The organism is Streptomyces albireticuli, assembly GCF_002192455.1.
Taxonomy (GTDB): Bacteria; Actinomycetota; Actinomycetes; order Streptomycetales; family Streptomycetaceae; genus Streptomyces; species Streptomyces albireticuli_B.
Genome location: NZ_CP021744.1, coordinates 522413 through 538930, shown reverse-complemented (window position 1 = coordinate 538930; position 16518 = coordinate 522413). Strand labels below are relative to the sequence as shown.

The window sequence follows — 16518 nt, the reverse complement described above, 5'->3', positions numbered from 1 at the left end:
CAGGCCGGTTCCCGTATGCCCAAGGAGGACTCTTCGCCCTGTTCCGGTATATGTCTCACACCGTCAGACGCTAGGCGGCGCGGCTGCCCCACTCACTACGGCTGTCCCCCCATTCTCGATGGAGCCACCCCCACCACCGGGGCCCGGTCATCGGCAGTCGTCGACCCGGTCACCAGGGATCAGGTCACGCAGCCGGTCCAGGTCTCCTGCCGTCCGGCCACGGGCCAGGAGGGCCATGCCGTCCTCTGCGGAAGGACGCCATGGAGCGCGGCCCCGGCGCGGTCGAGCGCGCCGCGGACCGTGCCCGATCGCTGACGGCGCGTGCGGCTTCCACCCCGGAGGACCGGAAGGTGAACCGCGCGACTCGTGAAGACCGGCCACCGCGTCGCACTTCGACCCGTCGAAAACCACACGAAGCCGAGACCTCGCAGGCGTACCACGCCGCACACCCCGCCTCGGTGACATCATGAAGTGTCATGACCACTCAGCTCATGGCCTTCGCAGCCGCATCACTCGCCATCATCGTGGTGCCCGGACCCGATCTCGTACTGCTGTTGCGCAACGCCGCGACGGCCGGTCGCCGGGGCGCGGCAGCCACCGCCACCGGAATCATGCTCGGCAACGGTGTCCTGGCAGCCGCCGCCGTGGCCGGCCTGACCGCTCTGCTCACCGGCTCCCAGATGCTCTACACGGTCATCCGCGTCGCGGGCGCCGGCTACCTCGTCTACCTGGGCGTACGCGCCCTCACCGACTTCGTCCGACACCACAGGCGGCACGACGACGCGGCCACGGCGCGGCAGACGACGCCGGAGCCCGCCGACCGCCGGCGTCACCACACACCCGGCCAGGCGTTCCGGCAGGGCCTGGTCAGCAACCTCCTCAACCCCAAGGTCGCCGCCTTCTACCTCTCCCTCTTCCCGCAGTTCACGCTGCCGGGGATGTCCACCCTCACCCAGCACATCGTCATGGCCGGCCTCTTCTGGGGACTCGCGCTGGTCTGGTACGTCGTGGTCGTGGCCGTCCTCGGCCGTGTCCAGAGCCTGCTGCGCCGCCGTCGGGTCCAGCGCGGCATCAGCGGGGTCTCCGGGGTGGTCCTGGTCGGCCTCGGCGCCGCGCTGGCCTTCCGGGACTGATTCGCCTTTCCGTAGACAGGAAGCGACAGCGCCGAGCCCATGTCACACGGTCTTCACGAGGTGAAGACCGCGCTGGCCAGGATCACATGGGTGGCCGTGCCGCCGAGGATGCTCAGCAGCGCGTTGCGGCGCCACAGGTGCAGGCCGACCGTGACGGCGAGCGCGGCCGCCGGGGCCACGGCGCGTGCGTGGGTGAGGGGGAGGTCGCGCAGGCAGTAGACGAGGAGGATCACCATGACGCCGGCCGGCATGCGGGTGCTGAGGTACTGGACGGTGCGGCTGGCGCGCAAGGGGGTGAGGGCGGCGAAGGGGAGGGCTCGCAGGCCCCAGGTGACGGCGGCGGCGACGAGGACGGCGGCGACGGCGTAGCGGGTGTCAGGCATGGCTCGGCTTCCTGCCGGTGGTGAGGTGCCGGGCCAGGAGGGCGGCGGTGAACAGGGCGAAGGCGGCCAGGAGCAGCTGGCCGGGGAAGAGGAGCCGGGCGGCCAGGGCGCTCAGCAGGGCGAGTACCGGGGTGGGCAGGTCGTCGCGCAGGTCCCGGACGGCGTCGAGGGCGAGGACCGTGAACATGGCGGTGAGGGCGAAGTCCAGGCCTGTGACGCCGGCCGGGATGAGGGAGCCGAGCAGGGCCCCGGCGACCGAGCTGGCCGCCCAGTACAGGTGCAGGAAGAACTGTAGCCACAGGATGCGCCGGCCGGGCCAGGAGCGGGCCTGCTTCCCGGTGGCCAGCGCGTACGCCTCGTCGCACAGGGCGAAGGTGGCGTACGTCTTGCCGAGTCGGCCGGTCACGCGGTGCAGCGGGAAGGACAGCGCGTAGAAGACGTGCCGGACGTTCACCATGAACGCGGACAGCGCGACGGCCGCCAGCGGGGCCGCGGCGGTGACCATGCCGATGAGCAGGAACTCGAACGATCCGCCGAAGGCGAGCGTCGCGGACAGCCCCGCCCACCACCAGTCCAGGCCCGACTGGGTCACGAGCGCCCCGAAGGCGAGGCCGAGCGGGACGAACCCCAGGCCGGCGCCCACGGACGCCCGGAACGCCGCACGCGCCTCGGACGGTCCGGAGGACGGCGGGAGGACGGGAGGGAGGGCGGGAGAGGGAGCGGGCGGGACAGCGGGTGCGGGCCGGGGCCGGTCCCCGGTGGTGGCGGCAGGGCTTATGTGCATGGAGAAATTTTAGGAAGAATCCCGCCTCATATGGTTGCTGATTATCGCTCTATGATGGCGAGGTGAGCAACGAAATAAGCCTTGACGACCTCGATCGGGAAATTTTGTTTCACCTTCGTCAGGACGGGCGGCTGACCAACGTCGAGCTGGCCAAGCGGGTCGGCCTGACCCCACCGCCCTGCCTGCGCCGCGTCAAGCGGCTGGAGGAGCTCGGCGTGATCGCCGGGTACCGGGCCGTCATCAACCCCGAGGCCATGGGCCGTGGGCTGGAGGTCCTCATCGACGTCGAGATCTACGCCCAGGACCGCAAGAGCTTCGAGGAGTTCGAGGACACCGTGGCCTCCTACGACGAGGTCATCGAATTCCGCCGCATGTACGGGCGTCCCGACTACTTCATCCGTGTCGCCGTGGCCGACCACGCCGCTTACGAGGCCTTCCTCACGGGCAGGCTCAGCTGCTTGCCCGCCGTCCTCCGCCTGGAATCCCATCTGACCATGAAGGAGATCAAGACCGGCCGGTGAGCGGGGCACGCGCCGCGGCCCGGTGCCGAGATGCCTCACCCGGACTCGTCCACGAGAGTCGAAGAGACGCGGACGGCGATGTCGAGAACCCGTGACCGGCTCCGTCCCCGTGACGAACACGACGACGAACGCGGCCGAAAGCGGCCGCACCAGCACCGAGGAGAGCCATCATGGCCAAGTACTTGCTGCTCAAGCACTACCGCGGCGCCCCGGCCGCGGTCAACGACGTACCGATGGACCGGTGGAGCCCGGAGGAGATCTCGGCGCACGTGCGGTACATGAACGACTTCACGGCCCGGCTGGAGAAGACGGGCGAGTTCGTCGACGGTCAGGCGCTCGCCCCCGAGGGCGCGTGGGTCCGCTACGACGGTGAGGGACGCCCGCCGGTCACCGACGGCCCGTTCGCCGAGACCAAGGACCTCATCGCCGGCTGGATGGTGATCGACGTCGACAGCTACGAGCGTGCCGTCGAGCTCGCCGGGGAACTGTCGGCCGCCCCGGGGCGGGCGGAAAGCCGATCCACGAGTGGCTGGAGGTACGCCCTTTCCTGACCGCCCCGCCCACCGTCACGGAGTGAGCCCGTCGATGGACGAGGTCCTGCTCCGGAGCCTCGTGCCGAGCGTGCTCGGGATCCTCGTCCGCCGCGGAGCCGACTTCGCGGCGGCCGAGGACGCCGTACAGGACGCGCTGGTCGAGGCGGTCCGCGTCTGGCCGGCCGACCCTCCGCGGGACGCGAAGGGCTGGCTGGTCACCGTGGCCTGGCGCCGGTTCCTCGACGCGACCCGCGCGGACGCCTCCCGCCGCCGGCGGGAGGAGCGCGTCGACGAGGAGCCGGCGCCCGGCCCCGCGCCCGCGGTGGACGACACGCTCCAGCTCTATTTCCTGTGCGCCCACCCGTCGCTGACGCCGTCCTCCGCCGTCGCGCTCACGCTGCGCGCCGTCGGCGGGCTGACCACCCGCCAGATCGCCCGGGCCTACCTGGTGCCCGAGGCGACGATGGCACAGCGGATCAGCCGGGCCAAGCGCACCGTCTCCGGCGTGCGGTTCGACCGGCCCGGCGACGTCGCCACCGTGCTGCGCGTCCTGTACCTGGTCTTCAACGAGGGCTACTCCGGCGACGTCGACCTCGCCGACGAGGCCGTCCGGCTCACCCGGCGGCTCGCGGCCGCGATCGACCACCCCGAGGTGGCGGGGCTGCTCGCCCTCATGCTGCTCCACCACGCCCGGCGCCCGGCCCGGACCGCGCCCGACGGCAGCCTGGTGCCGCTCGCCGAGCAGGACCGGGGACGGTGGGACACCGAGTCGATCGCCGAGGGCATCGCGATCCTTCAGGCGGCCCTCGCCCGCGACCGGCTCGGCGAGTTCCAGGCCCAGGCCGCCATCGCGGCACTGCACGCCGACGCGCCGACCGCCGAGGAGACCGACTGGGCGCAGATCGTCGAGTGGTACGACGAGCTCGCCCGCCTGACCGACAGCCCGGTCGTCCGCCTCAACCGCGCGGTCGCCGTCGGCGAGGCCGACGGGCCACGCGCGGGCCTGGCGGCTCTCGCGGCGCTGGACCCCTCACTGCCGCGCCACACCGCGGTGGCCGCGTACCTCCATGAGCGCGACGGCGACCTGGCGACGGCGGCACGGCTGTACGCCGAGGCGGCCCGGAAGGCGCCCGACCTCGCCGAGCGCGACCACCTGACACGCCAGGCCGCCCGGCTCAACACCCGCGGGCGCGGCTGACGGGGCGCGCCCGGTCCGACGGCGGGGCGGCGGCACGGGCAGGCGCGGCGGGAACGGGCTCCAGGCCCCCATGCGCTACGCCGTCACCCTGTGGCGTGAACCGCCTCTTGAGCGATCGCTCAAACACCCCGTAGGGTGCGTTTGAGCGACTGCTCAAGTCGCCGTCGGCGGGGGATCGCATGGGGATATACGTGGAGACGCGCGTACGGACCGGCCTCGACACGCTCTGGGAGCGCACCCAGCAGCTCCGTCAGCACCGGCGCTGGGACGTCCGCTTCACGGACATCGACCCGCTGCCCGCCGCACCCGGCGAGCCACAGAGGTTCCGGTACGCGACCCGCGTGCTGCCCTTCCTCACCGTCTCCGGCACCGGCGTCAGCGCCGGGGAGAAGCACCGCCCCGACGGCACCCGCACCTCGGCCCTGCGCTTCGCCTCACCGCACCCGCTGTCGCTGATCGCGAACGGGAGCGGCTACTGGCGCTACCTCCCCGAGGGCGAGACCGTCCGCTTCGTCACCGGCTACGACTACCTCCCGCGCTGGGGGCGCCTCGGCAGGCTCGTCGACCGCATGGTCTTCCGGCCCCTCATCGGCTGGGGCACCGCCTGGTCCTTCGACCGGCTGCGGCTGTGGTGCGAACGCGGCATCACCCCGGAGCGGGCCCTGCGCCAGGCCCTCGCGGAGCCGGCCGCCCGCCTGGCGGCCGTCGTCCTGACAGCCGTCCTCACCGGTCCGGTCACCACTTGCGCCGTGCTCGCGCCGGCCCTGACCTTCCCGCCTCTGCCGACCACCCCGGCCGCCCGCCGGTGCCCGCGCCGTCCACCGGACCTCGACACCCAGTCCCCGCCCCGCCTCCTCGACCGACTGGAACACCCTCATGACCTCGATCTTCCAGCGCGCCCTGGGCGCCGACTTCGACCGGCTGCACCCACAGATCCGGCGCCGCTTCTCCGTCGGACTCGACAGCGGTGAGACGTGCACCGGGCGCGGGGTGATGGAGCGGGTGTGGCACGGACGCCCCTTCGTCCGGCCCTTCCTCGCGCTCGGCGGAAGCCGCAACATCCTGCTGCCGCGCGCGGGTGAGAACATCCCCTTCACCATCGAGAACGCCCCCTACCGTGACGCCTACGGACGCGAGACCGTGACCTTCGTGCGGACCTTCGCCTTCCCCGGCCGGCCGCGCCGCTTCGACGCCACCATGGTCTTCAGCCACGAACGCGGCTGCGTGGTGGACTACCTCGGCACGCACCAGCACCTCGCCACCGACCTGCACTTCACGGCCGACCGCACCGGGGCGCTGGTCATCCGCTCCGGCGAGCACCGCTTCAGGGAGGGCCCCGTCGACGCCCGGGTGCCCGCGCTCGTCGCCGGTGACGCCGTCGTCCGCGAGTCCTACGACGACGCGGCGCGGTGCTTCCGTATCGAGGTACGGGTCACCAACCGCCGCTTCGGACCGCTCTTCGGCTACCGGGGCTCCTTCACCGCCGACTACACCACCGGGCATCCGCCGCGGGCAGGGCTGCGGCCGGTGCGGGAAGAGGCCCGCGCGTGAGCGAGGACACCCGGACCAAGCTCCTCGAAGGGGCCCTGCGGACCCTGACCGAACAGGGCATCGCCAAGACCTCCGCCCGCTCCGTCGCCGCGGCGGCGGGCGTCAACCAGGCACTGGTCTTCTACCACTTCGGGACGGTGGACGAGCTGCTCGCCGCCGCGTGCCGGCACGGTGCCGAGCAGCGGGTGGCCCTCTACCGGGAACAGCTGGCCGAGGTCAGCACGCTCACCGGGCTCCTGGCCCTGGCCCGGGAGCTGCACGCGCGGGAGCGGGCGGGCGGCCATGTGGCCGTCCTCGCCCAGCTGCTGGCCGGCGCCCAGACCCAGCCCCGCCTCGCACCGGCCACGGCGGCCGGTCTCGGCCTGTGGATCGAGGAGATCGAACAGGCCCTCAACCGCGTCCTGGCCGCCCACCCGCTGGCCGGGTTCATCGACGTGACCGGCCTCTCCCGGGCCGTGGCGGCCGGCTTCGTCGGCCTCGAACTCTACGAAGGCGTGGACGAGGCGGGCGCGGAACGGGCACTGGCAGCGCTGGAACAGCTCGCGGACCTGGCAGGCGCGCTGGAGGAAGCCGGCCCGATGACACAGCGGATCCTCCGGTCCCGCCTGCGACGACGGGAGGGACGGGGGTAGAGCACCGGCGCGGCCCCGGCCGTCCGGCCCGCGTACAGGACCGCTGTCAAGGGCGCGTCCCCGTGGTGGCCGGTTATGACCGGGCCGCACCGCCCCGCGTTCCGGTGCGCCCATGACGGATGGGGGCGGCGGCGCCTCGGCGGAGAGGGCGCGGGAGGTGGCGCGTACGCAGGGAAGGGACGCGCGCGCGAAGACTAGGGAATGTCCGGTTCGCGGCACGTGAGCATGTTCCTCGCGATGATCAACGATCACCAGGGGGAGCGGCACATGACCACGACCGACGACCCGTTCGGCGACGCCTACCGCTGCGTCCACGAGAGCGGCGCCCAGCCCGGCGTCACCCACCTCGTCTACGAGATGGACGACGGTTACATCTACGCCGAGGACGCCGTGAACTACTTCCACGGCCCCGACACATGGCTGCCGGTGGACCGGATGGCCTGTGAGCGCGCCACCGGCCGCATCCTCGACATCGGCTGCGGCCCCGGACGCCACAGCTCCGTGCTGGCCGCGGCCGGCAAGGACGTCGTGGGCATCGACACCTCGCGCGGCGGCGTGGAGGTGGCACGGCTGCGCGGCGTCGAGGCGCACGTGGCCTCCGTGTCCGAACTCCCCGACGACCTCGGCACGTTCGACACCTTCCTGATGCTCGGGGCCAACCTGGGACTGCTCGGCGACGAGAAGCACAGCAGCGGCATCCTGGCGGGCCTGGCCCGGCACGCCCGCCCCGGCGCCCGGCTGCTGGGCACCAACATGGCCTTCGGCGAGGCGGAAGGTGCCGACCCCCTGGCGCCGCAGGGGGTGCACACCGCCCGTGCCCACAGCGGCGAGGAGTTCGTCCGCATGCGGGTGCGCCACCGCACCGCCGCCACGGAGTGGTTCGACTTCCTGTTCTGCCCGCCCGAGCAGCTGGAGAAGGTCACGCACGGCACGCCGTGGACCGTGCACGCCGTCCACCAGGACGAATCGACGGCCTGGCCCACCTATCTGGCAGACCTGCGACTGGAGAGCTGACACCCATGAACCGCGTGGACACAGCCACAGCCACAGCCACCACGACCGCGGCCGACGCCGCGCTGCTGGTCGACATGGCCCTGGGCCACCTGGCCTCGGCTGCCCTGCGCACCGCCGTCGACCTCCGCGTCGCCGACCACCTCGCCGACGGGCCGCTCCACCCGGACGAACTGGCCCGCCGCACCGGGGCCCGCGGCACCCACCTGTGCCGCGTGCTGAGGTTCCTCGCCTCCCGCGGTGTCTTCCGCGAGGACGACGCGGGCGCCTTCCACCTCACCCCGGCGGCGGCGCTGCTGCGCACCGGCGTGCCCGGGTCCCAGCACCCCGGCATCGTCATGATCACGGACGACATGTACCGGCGGACCTCGGGCGGGCTCACGGAGACGGTACGGACCGGCGAGCCGTCCTTCGCCCGCTTCCACGGTGCCCCGTACTTCGCCTACCTGGAGTCCGACGACGCGGCCCGCGAGGTCTTCGACGCCGGGATGGCCGCCTTCTCGGCTCCCGCCGACGCGCTCGTCGCGGAGGTCTACGACTTCCCGGCCACCGGCACCGTCGTCGACGTCGGCGGTGGCCGGGGCGGACTGCTGCGGGAGATCCTCGAACGTCACCCTGGCCTCGACGGCGTCCTCTTCGACCGCGAGGTCACCGCCGGTGACCACACCCTGGACGTCCCGTCCCTGGCGGGGCGCTGGCGCGTCGAGGCCGGTGACTTCTTCGCCTCCGTCCCCACCGGAGGCGACCTGTACGTCCTCAAGCAGATCCTGCACGACTGGGACGACGCCGACGCCTCGCGGATCCTGCGCTCCTGCCGCTCGGCCATGGCACCGGGAAGCCGCCTGCTCGTCATCGACGCCCTCATCCCGCCGGGCAACGACCCGCACCCCGGCAAGGCCCTGGACCTGGCCATGATGACGCTGTTCGACAGCGCGGAGCGCGACACCGGCGAACTGGACGCCCTGCTGTCCCGGGCCGGCCTGCGCCGCACCCGGATCGTCCCCACGCCGTCCCCCACCTCGATAGTGGAGGCGGTCGCGGTGTGACGGCGGCCCCGCCTCGCCGCGTGCGAGCGCCCGAGGTCAGTCCGCCTGGCAGACGGCGTAGACGGTGAGGTTGATGGTGTACGGGCCGGCGGCGACGGCGGTCCAGCCTCTGCCGTCGGGGGCGGGATAGCTGTCCTTCCCGTCCCCGTTGCTCTGCCAGCCGCCGCCGGTGGCGTGCTTGCCGGGCGGGCAGACGGCCGTGGCCTGGGCGGTGTTGTGCTTGCTGGCGGTCGCGGTGACGATGTCCGGCTTGAGCTCCGCCTGCGCGGAAGCGGACGACGCGGCGAACCACACCCCGCCGGAGGCGGCCAGGGCGGCCGCGCCGGCGGTGAGCGCCAGATGCCGGCGGGTGAAGTTGAAGCGGGTGCCTGACGTCATCGCCGTTTCCCTCCGTGGCGGGAGCGCCACGCGGGCTGCGTGCGCCTCCTCACGGAGCACTGTGCTCAACGGGACAGCAGGGCTAACGCGACGAGGGCAAGCAGGGTGATGCTTTGTCAGTTCGGAGCCTGCGGAAAGCGGCCAGGGTCCCGCCACCCGGTGTCCGTCGGCCTCGATGCCCTGATCCTTCTGTACGAGAAGGTCTTCGCGCCGCCCACCGGTGTTCACTGGACCGCGTGAGGACGGTCTGCCACCAGGAGGCGCGATGCCGAAGATCGAGCTGTCGTCCGGAACGATCGACTACCAGGACACCGGCGGGGACGGGCCGGTGCTGGTGCTGTGTCACGGCCTGCCGATGAACGAGAAGCAGTGGCGCAAAGTGGTGCCGCTGATGGACGGGTATCGCTGTGTCCTGCCCACGCTGCCCCTCGGCGGGCACCGCCGGCCGATGGCCCCGGACGCCGACCTCTCCCAGCGCGGTGTCGCGCTGCTCCTGGGCGAGTTCATCGAACGGCTCGCCCTTGACGATGTGACCCTCGTCCTCAACGACTGGGGAGGCGGCCAGTTCCTCGTGTCGGCGGGCAAGGCCGAGCGGGTCGCGCGCATGGTGCTGGTGGCGTGCGAGGCGTTCGACAACTTCCCGCCCGGGCCCGCCGAAGCGGGGGCCGTGGTGTGCAGGGTCCCCGGCGGCGTACGGGTCCTGACGTGGCTCATGCGCATCCCGTTCTTCCGGCACCACCGCAGCGGTTACGGCGGGATGAGCCTCCGGGGGATCCCGGACGAGATCATGGACGAGTGGTTCGCCCCCGCGAGCCGGAGCAGGGCCATCCGCAGGGACTTCGCCAAATTCGCCACCTCGGCGCCCAAACGGGCGACCCTGCTGGCCTGGAGCGAACGACTGCGTGACTTCGACCGCCCGGTACTGGTCGTCTGGGCGACCGAGGACCGGCTGATGCCGCGCGAGCACGGCCCCCGGCTGGCCGAGCTGTACCCGCGGGGCCGCCTGGTCGAGATCGCGGATTCGGCCACCCTCGTCCCCGAGGACCAGCCCGAACGACTCGCCGAAGTGCTCACCGGCTTCCTGATCGAGACCGGGGCGGAGCCGGTCCGGCAGGCCGACCGAGCCTAGAGGGGCGGCAGGTTCGACCGTCGGCCGGGCGGCCGCTGACGAGCACGATGGCGGGCTCACGTCGCTGTGAAGGCCTGGTGTCAGACCCCTGCCGCCTGGTCGAGGAAGTCGAGTACGAGCGGTCCCGCCACGGCGCGGAACTCCTCGAAATAGGCGTGCCTCGCCCCGGGGATCACCTCCAGCCGGGCCCCGGGGACGCGGCCCGCCAGCAACGGCGCGTTCGCGGTGGGGTTGAGGACGTCGTCTCCGCCGTGCAGCACCAGCGTGGGGGAGCGGATGCCGGGGAGCGCGTCCCACGCGTCGTGCCGGCGGCTCGCGGTCAGGTGCCGGCGCCAGGCGAGGGCGGACATGGCGGGGTCGCCCAGGGTGTGGAAAGGACCGGAGCGGGTCGCGAGCCACTCCGGGGTGTACATCGTCTCCAGCAGGGCCCGTCGCGCCTTCGCCGGGTCGGGGTGGGCCAGCGACCGGAGCACGTCGCCGCCGCGCTCGACGCCGTACCGGCCGCCCGGCGAGGTGCAGCCGAGCACGAGCGCGCGGACCCGCTCCGGGTGGAGGGCGGCCACCCACTGGGCCACCCGCCCGCCCATGGACGTGCCGTAGACGTCCGCCCGCTCGATGCCGAGCTCGTCGAGCACGGCGATCACGTCCCCGGCGAAGTCCCGGGTGCCGACGGGGTCCGTGGCCTCGTCGCTGCCGCCGGTGCCCCGGTAGTCGAGCGTGAGAGTGCTCCGCGCGCCGTGGAAGTCGTCGCGGACCCCGTCCCACCAGCGGTGACTGTTGGCCTGGCCCGCCAGCAGGACGAGCGGGGCTCCGGTGCCACGGAGCTGGTAGGCGATGCGTACCCCGTCCGGGGTCCTGGCGTACGGCACGGCGAGCGTCCTTCCGGAACGGGTCCGACGGCGGCGGGCGGCTCGCCGGTCACACCGGCGCACGGGCCCGCGCCCGTACCCGCCGACCGGTCAACAGGCCGGACGCACCCGTTCTTCCCGGAGACGCCGGAGACGCGGGGCGCGCGTGGCACCGGCGGTTTGCACATGACGTCGCGGCATGTGTTCTGGTGGGAGCAGCTGGAAGCGAAAGGCTGAGTTCCGATGATCACCCCCACCCCACCGCGCAGCGTCAAGATCGGCGAGGCGGCCGCCCTGGCCGGCACCACCCCGCGGGCCATCCGCCACTACCACGCGCTCGGGCTGCTCCCCGAGCCGGAGCGCGGGGCGGACGGCCGCCGCCGCTACGGCTACGACGACATCGTGCGCCTGCTGTGGATCCGGCGGATGACGGGTACCGGGCTGAGCCTGGAGGACATCCGCACCGTCATGACCGCCGGCGACAACCGCCGCCGGCGGACCCTGCTGGAGGAACTGGAGGAGAGCCTCGCGGAGAAGGCCGAGACCGTCCGGCGCCAGCGCGAGGTCCTGCACCGCCTGCGCGAGGCCGACAGCGACCTGGGACTCCTCTCACCCCAGGTGATGGAGGTGCTGGACAAGCTCGGCGCGGGCCCGCTGCGGCCCGACGAGCTCGACGCCCTGCTGGTCACGGAGCGGTTCGGGGGACCGGAGGCCGCCGCGGCGCAGGCCGTCGGCTTCGGGGTCCTCGCCGCCGACGAGGGCCTGCGCGCCGAACAGGACCGCCTCGACCGGGCCGCCGCCGCCCTGGCGGACACCGACCCGGACGACCCGCGGATCGGGGAACTCGCCGCGCGGTACCTGGCTCACTACCGGGCCATGGAGGACGCCGAGCGCGCCGCCGGGATCGATCACGCGGAGTACGAGCCGGAGCTCGTCGTCGACGAGGAGACCGGCGAGGTGGAGTGGCCGGAGATCAAGGAGGCCATGCGCCTCCCGGGCACGCTGTCACCGGCGGAGGCGCGCCTCGCGGAGCTGATCGGCCGGATGACGGCCGAGGAGTTCCTCGCGGCGGAGGAAGCGAAGGAAACAGAGAAAGCGGAAGAAGAGGCGGGTGGGACGGACCCGGTGGAGTCGGCGAGCGGCGCGTGACGCCGCGTGCGCGGCGCACGGCGGGAGCCGTGCGCGATCCCGTACGGGCGGCGTAAGGCCGGGGAGCGGCGCGTGACGCCGCGCCCGAGCGGTCAGATCGCCCCGCCCCGACCTCCCGGGCCCTCGGCCCGCGCCTTCCCACCGGAGTCCCCGGCCGCCGCCTCCCCGTACCACGTGTAGTCCCCCGGGTCGAAGCGCCCCAGCCGGCGCACGAGCCGCCCCGTGGACCACGGCCAGGCGTAGGTGTTCCGCCCGCTGGGGGCGAGGTAGTAGCTGGCGCAGCCGCCGGAGTTGTACACCGTGGTCCGCAGCGCCTCCTGCACCGCCGTGTCGTACGCGGCCTGCACGGCCGGCCGGACGTCCAGGGCTGCGTGGCCGTCGCGGCCCAGGTGGGCGAGGGCCGCGGTGAGGTACGTCAGCTGGGCTTCGAGGACGCCGATCGCGGAGGTGGAGCCGCCCAGCACATTGGGCCCCAGGAGCAGGAAGAGGTTGGGGAAGCCGCTGACGTTCGTCCCCAGATAGGCCTGCGGCTCGCCGCCCCAGCACTCGTGGAGGGTGCGCCCGTGCGCGCCGCGCAGGTCCCGGGCCAGGGGCAGCTCGCCGACGCGGAAGCCCGTGGCCGTGACGAGGACGTCGGCCCGGACCACGGTGCCGTCGGCGCCGACGACCTCGTCGCCCCGGACGGCTGTCACCGCGGTGGGGTGGAGGTGGACGTGCGGCTGGGCCAGGGCGCGGTAGTAGGTGCTGGAGGTCAGCAGGCGCTTGCAGCCCAGCCGGTAGTCCGGGGTGAGCGCCCGGCGCAGCCGCCGGTCGCGGACGGCGAACCGCAGGTGCGCGCGGGCGCCGGCCTCCAGCAGGCGCGCGAGCTCGGGGTGACGGAAGGCGCAGCCGAAGCCCTCCTGGATCCCGTACTGCCCCGCGCGCAGGGCCCGGCGGACGCCGGGGAGGTGGTCCAGGCCCCGGTTGACCGCCGCCGGCACGGGCAGGTCCGGTTTGGGCAGCACCCAGGGGGCGGTCCGCTGGAAGTGGTGGACCTCCGCCGCGCGCGACTGGATGGCCGGGACGATCTGTATGGCCGAGGCGCCGGCGCCGACCACGGCCACGCGGCGGCCGGCCAGGTCGACGCCGTGGTCCCACCGGGCGGTGTGGAAGACGGGCCCGGCGAACTCCTCGACCCCGGGCACGTCGAGCGGGCGCGGTACGTGCCAGGGCCCGGTGGCCAGGACGAGGACCGCGGCGCTGTACGGCCCGTCACTGGTATCCAGCCGCCAGCGCGCGGCCGCCGGGTCCCACCGGGCGCCCCGTACCCGCACCCCGCAGCGCAGCACGTCGCCGAGCCCGTGGCGCTCCGCCGTCGCCCGCAGGTAGTCGTGGATCTCCCGCTGCCCGGCGAAGACCCGGGTCCAGGCCGTGTCCGGGGCGAAGGAGTAGCTGTAGAGCGTCGAGGGCACGTCGCAGGCGCAGCCCGGGTAGGTGTTGTCCCGCCACACGCCGCCGAGCTGCGGCGCCTTCTCCAGGACGAGCACGTCGCGCAGACCGCCCCGGCGCAGCCGGACGGCGGCGCCGATGCCGGAGAACCCCGCTCCTACGATCACGACGCGCACGTCCCTGCCGGGCCGGGCGGCCTGTGCCGGGATCACCGCATCGGTCCGGTCTTGTGACATCAACGGGCCCTTCCTGCACTCTGGTCCGGGTTGTGACAGAGTGTCGTACCGCTCGCGCGGCCCGGGCAGAGCGTGAAGCGGGGCGCCCGGAGCGGTTCGGTGCGGCACGGCGGCCCCGTACGCCCGCCGGGAGACCCGCCCGGTGCGGCGAGGCGCCGCAGGGGGCACACGAGCCGCGGTCCCACCCGTCCGTGACGCGCTCCGGCCGCATCCCGGCCCGCGGGAAGGGGCAGGGATGAAGGGCCGCCGCGAGGCCCGGAGGGCGGCGGCACCCGTACGCAGGGACGACCGGGCCGCACGGGAGGTACCGGAGTGGGAACGGACCGGCACGCGCAGGCGATGACGTACACGGACGCCGACGCGGTGCGCCATTACGAGACGGCGCTGGAGCACCTGCTCTTCTTCCGCGAGCAGGTGGGCGACGAGGCCGGGGCGGCCGTCCGCGCCTCCCCGCGCTCGGCCATGGCCCACGTCCTCAGCGCCTACCTCGGCCTGCTGGGGACGGAGGAGACCGACGCCGCCGAGGCCCGCCGGTCCTTCGACGGCTTCCTCCGCGACGTCGACCTCACCGGTGTGACACCCCGCGAGCGGATGCACGTCGCGGCCGTGTCCTCCTGGCTGGCGGGCGATCTCCACCGGGCCGGCCGCGTCCTCGGCGAGATCAGCGTGGCGCACCCGCGCGACGCGCTGGCCCTGGCCGTCGGCCACCAGATCGACTTCTTCACCGGCAGCGCCGAGCTGCTGCGCGACCGCGTCGGCGGGGCGCTGTCCGCCTGGGACGAGGACGACCCGCACTACGGGCACCTCCTCGGCATGTACGCCTTCGGCCTGGAGGAGGCCGGCCACTACGGCCGGTCCGAGCAGGTGGGCCTGGAGGCCGTCGCGCGCAACCCGCGCGACGTGTGGGGCATCCACGCCGTGGTGCACTCCTACGAGATGCAGGGCCGGTTCGCGGACGGCATCCGCTATCTCGACGACCGGACCGGCGACTGGTCCGAGGGCAACTACCTGCGCGTCCACAACTGGTGGCACTACGCCCTCTACCAGCTGGAGACGGGCCGCACGGACCGGGCGCTGGAGATCCACGACGCCGCCCTGCACCACGAGGGATCCGCCGGCCTGGCGATGGAGCTGCTGGACGCGTCCGCCCTGCTGTGGCGGCTCCACCTGGCCGACGCCGGCACCGGTGACCGCTGGACGGCCCTCGCCGACGCCTGGGCGGGGCGGCGGGACGGCGCCTACTACGTCTTCAACGACGTCCACGCCGTCATGGCCTACGTCGGCGCCGGCCGGATCCCCGAGGCCGAGCGCCTCGTCCGCGACCGGGAGGCCTGGCTCCGTTCCCGCACCGGCCCCGAGGTCTCCAACGCGGCGATGACCGCCGGCATCGGACTGCCGGTGATCCGCGCGCTCCTCGCGTACGGCCGGGGGCGGTACGGCGAGACGGTGGACCTCCTGCTCCCGCTCCGGTACCGCCTGCACACCTTCGGCGGCAGTCATGCCCAGCGGGACGCGGTGCAGCGGACCCTGCTGGAGGCTGCCCTGCGCGCCGGACGGGCCGACGTCGCCCGCACCCTGCTGAGCGAACGCACCGGCCTGCGCCCGGTGAGCCCGTACAACTGGCGGGGCCACGCCCGGCTCGCCGACCAGCTGGGCGACCCGGAGCGGGCGGCCTCGGCCCGGCGCCGGGCGGACGCGCAGGCGTCGGCGGCCCCGGGGACGCTCCGGAGCTGAGATCATCGGTGCATGTCTGATCGCATCATCGCCGCCTGTGACGGGGCTTCGAAGGGCAACCCAGGGCCCGCGGCCTGGGCCTGGGTCATAGCCGACCCGCACGGAACCCCCGAGCGCTGGGAGGCGGGCCCGCTGGGCCGGGCCACGAACAACGTGGCGGAGCTCACGGCCCTGGAGCGGCTGCTCGAGGCCAGTGACCCGGCCGTGCCCCTGGAGGTGCGGATGGACTCGCAGTACGCCATGAACGCCGTCACCAAGTGGCTGCCGGGCTGGAAGCGCAACGGCTGGAAGACGTCGGCCGGCAAGCCCGTCGCCAACCAGGAGCTCGTCGTCCGCATCGACACCCTGCTCACCGGCCGCGCGGTGGAGTTCCGCTACGTGCCGGCGCACCAGGCCGACGGCGACCACCTGAACGCCATCGCCGACCAGGCCGCCAGCGACGCCGCCGTGGCCCAGCAGCCCGCGGGCACCTCCCACGGGGCCGCGGCCGTGCCCGTACCGGCGGCGCGCACCGAGGCCCCGCAGGGCGGCCGGTCCGGCGCGCCGAGGACGGGGAAGCCCGCGGCGGCGAAGGGCTCGCGCACGTCCAGGACGTCCAGGACCCTGAGCGCGAAGTTCGCGGGCCGGTGTGTCTGCGGCCGCTCGTACGCGGCCGGCGAGTCCATCAGCAAGAACGCGAAGGGCTGGGGCCACCCGGAGTGCCGGGAGCTGTCCCAGCCCTGACCGGCGCCGGCGCGCGGCGGAACGGTGAGGCCCCGGCACCCCGCCGGGGCCTCGGACCACGCGCCTCAGGGTCCCCGCCCGCCCCTCCTCCCCGGTGGCCC

At 73.6% G+C, this 16518-nt stretch carries 17 protein-coding genes and 1 pseudogene; 13 read left to right on the top strand and 5 right to left on the bottom strand.

What is annotated here, in order from left to right; all coding sequences use genetic code 11:
* The first annotated feature begins 476 nt into the window (after nucleotides 1–476).
* Nucleotides 477–1133, top strand: coding sequence for a LysE family translocator (locus SMD11_RS02380; protein WP_087924819.1), 657 nt, complete (start codon nucleotides 477–479; stop codon nucleotides 1131–1133).
* 53 nt (nucleotides 1134–1186) lie between these two features.
* Here SMD11_RS02380 and SMD11_RS02375 read toward each other — a convergent pair whose 3' ends face one another.
* Nucleotides 1187–1516 (bottom strand): branched-chain amino acid transporter permease, encoded by a 330-nt coding sequence (locus SMD11_RS02375; RefSeq protein WP_087924818.1) that lies wholly within the window; start codon nucleotides 1514–1516, stop codon nucleotides 1187–1189.
* Nucleotides 1509–2300 (bottom strand): AzlC family ABC transporter permease, encoded by a 792-nt coding sequence (locus tag SMD11_RS02370; protein WP_087924817.1) that lies wholly within the window; start codon nucleotides 2298–2300, stop codon nucleotides 1509–1511. The genes SMD11_RS02375 and SMD11_RS02370 overlap by 8 nt, the downstream gene beginning before the upstream one ends.
* Before the next feature lie 62 nt (nucleotides 2301–2362).
* Between SMD11_RS02370 and SMD11_RS02365 the strand changes: the two genes are divergently transcribed.
* The 8 genes and pseudogenes from SMD11_RS02365 (at nucleotide 2363) to SMD11_RS02330 (ending at nucleotide 8792) form a co-directional block, all read left to right on the top strand.
* Nucleotides 2363–2821 carry an Lrp/AsnC family transcriptional regulator gene (locus SMD11_RS02365; protein WP_087924816.1) on the top strand — a complete coding sequence of 153 codons (459 nt, stop codon included), beginning with the start codon at nucleotides 2363–2365 and terminating at the stop codon, nucleotides 2819–2821.
* Nucleotides 2822–2991: 170 nt separating this feature from the next.
* Nucleotides 2992–3398, top strand: a pseudogene (locus tag SMD11_RS02360) (YciI family protein).
* Between the two features lie 8 nt (nucleotides 3399–3406).
* The gene (locus tag SMD11_RS02355; protein ID WP_087924815.1) at nucleotides 3407–4552 is read left to right on the top strand and encodes an RNA polymerase sigma factor; all 1146 of its coding nucleotides are present in this window, start codon (nucleotides 3407–3409) and stop codon (nucleotides 4550–4552) included.
* A 179-nt stretch (nucleotides 4553–4731) separates the two neighbouring features.
* Nucleotides 4732–5523 carry a hypothetical protein gene (locus SMD11_RS02350; protein ID WP_234365855.1) on the top strand — a complete coding sequence of 264 codons (792 nt, stop codon included), beginning with the start codon at nucleotides 4732–4734 and terminating at the stop codon, nucleotides 5521–5523.
* Entirely contained in the window at nucleotides 5429–6103 is a 675-nt protein-coding gene (locus SMD11_RS02345; protein ID WP_087924814.1) for a DUF4166 domain-containing protein, read from the top strand. Before SMD11_RS02350 ends, SMD11_RS02345 begins: the two co-directional genes overlap by 95 nt.
* The gene (locus SMD11_RS02340; protein ID WP_087924813.1) at nucleotides 6100–6735 is read left to right on the top strand and encodes a TetR/AcrR family transcriptional regulator; all 636 of its coding nucleotides are present in this window, start codon (nucleotides 6100–6102) and stop codon (nucleotides 6733–6735) included. The genes SMD11_RS02345 and SMD11_RS02340 overlap by 4 nt, the downstream gene beginning before the upstream one ends.
* Nucleotides 6736–6972: 237 nt before the next feature.
* Nucleotides 6973–7749, top strand: a complete 777-nt coding sequence (locus tag SMD11_RS02335; RefSeq protein ID WP_159395190.1) for a class I SAM-dependent methyltransferase — start codon at nucleotides 6973–6975, stop codon at nucleotides 7747–7749.
* A gap of 14 nt (nucleotides 7750–7763) precedes the next feature.
* Complete coding sequence (locus tag SMD11_RS02330; RefSeq protein WP_234365854.1) at nucleotides 7764–8792, top strand: acetylserotonin O-methyltransferase; 1029 nt, start codon at nucleotides 7764–7766, stop codon at nucleotides 8790–8792.
* Nucleotides 8793–8828: 36 nt separating this feature from the next.
* Here the strand turns inward: SMD11_RS02330 and SMD11_RS02325 are convergent, their stop codons facing one another.
* Nucleotides 8829–9170: a hypothetical protein gene (locus tag SMD11_RS02325; RefSeq protein WP_087924810.1), complete on the bottom strand. Its 342-nt coding sequence runs from the start codon at nucleotides 9168–9170 to the stop codon at nucleotides 8829–8831.
* Nucleotides 9171–9435: 265 nt separating this feature from the next.
* Here SMD11_RS02325 and SMD11_RS02320 point away from each other — a divergent pair, with 265 nt between their 5' ends.
* Nucleotides 9436–10299 (top strand): alpha/beta fold hydrolase, encoded by an 864-nt coding sequence (locus SMD11_RS02320; RefSeq protein WP_087924809.1) that lies wholly within the window; start codon nucleotides 9436–9438, stop codon nucleotides 10297–10299.
* An 80-nt stretch (nucleotides 10300–10379) separates the two neighbouring features.
* Here the strand turns inward: SMD11_RS02320 and SMD11_RS02315 are convergent, their stop codons facing one another.
* On the bottom strand, nucleotides 10380–11168 hold the full coding sequence (locus SMD11_RS02315) for an alpha/beta fold hydrolase (RefSeq protein WP_087924808.1): 789 nt from the start codon (nucleotides 11166–11168) through the stop codon (nucleotides 10380–10382).
* Nucleotides 11169–11390: 222 nt separating this feature from the next.
* Here SMD11_RS02315 and SMD11_RS02310 point away from each other — a divergent pair, with 222 nt between their 5' ends.
* Entirely contained in the window at nucleotides 11391–12296 is a 906-nt protein-coding gene (locus SMD11_RS02310) for a MerR family transcriptional regulator (protein WP_087924807.1), read from the top strand.
* A gap of 92 nt (nucleotides 12297–12388) precedes the next feature.
* Here SMD11_RS02310 and SMD11_RS02305 read toward each other — a convergent pair whose 3' ends face one another.
* Nucleotides 12389–13960, bottom strand: a complete 1572-nt coding sequence (locus SMD11_RS02305) for a flavin-containing monooxygenase (RefSeq protein ID WP_087924806.1) — start codon at nucleotides 13958–13960, stop codon at nucleotides 12389–12391.
* A 312-nt stretch (nucleotides 13961–14272) separates the two neighbouring features.
* Between SMD11_RS02305 and SMD11_RS02300 the strand changes: the two genes are divergently transcribed.
* A complete protein-coding gene (locus SMD11_RS02300; protein ID WP_087924805.1) occupies nucleotides 14273–15694 on the top strand; it encodes a tetratricopeptide repeat protein in 1422 nt (473 codons plus the stop codon).
* Between the two features lie 12 nt (nucleotides 15695–15706).
* A complete protein-coding gene (locus SMD11_RS02295; RefSeq protein WP_087924804.1) occupies nucleotides 15707–16417 on the top strand; it encodes a ribonuclease H family protein in 711 nt (236 codons plus the stop codon).
* Nucleotides 16418–16518: the final 101 nt, after the last annotated feature.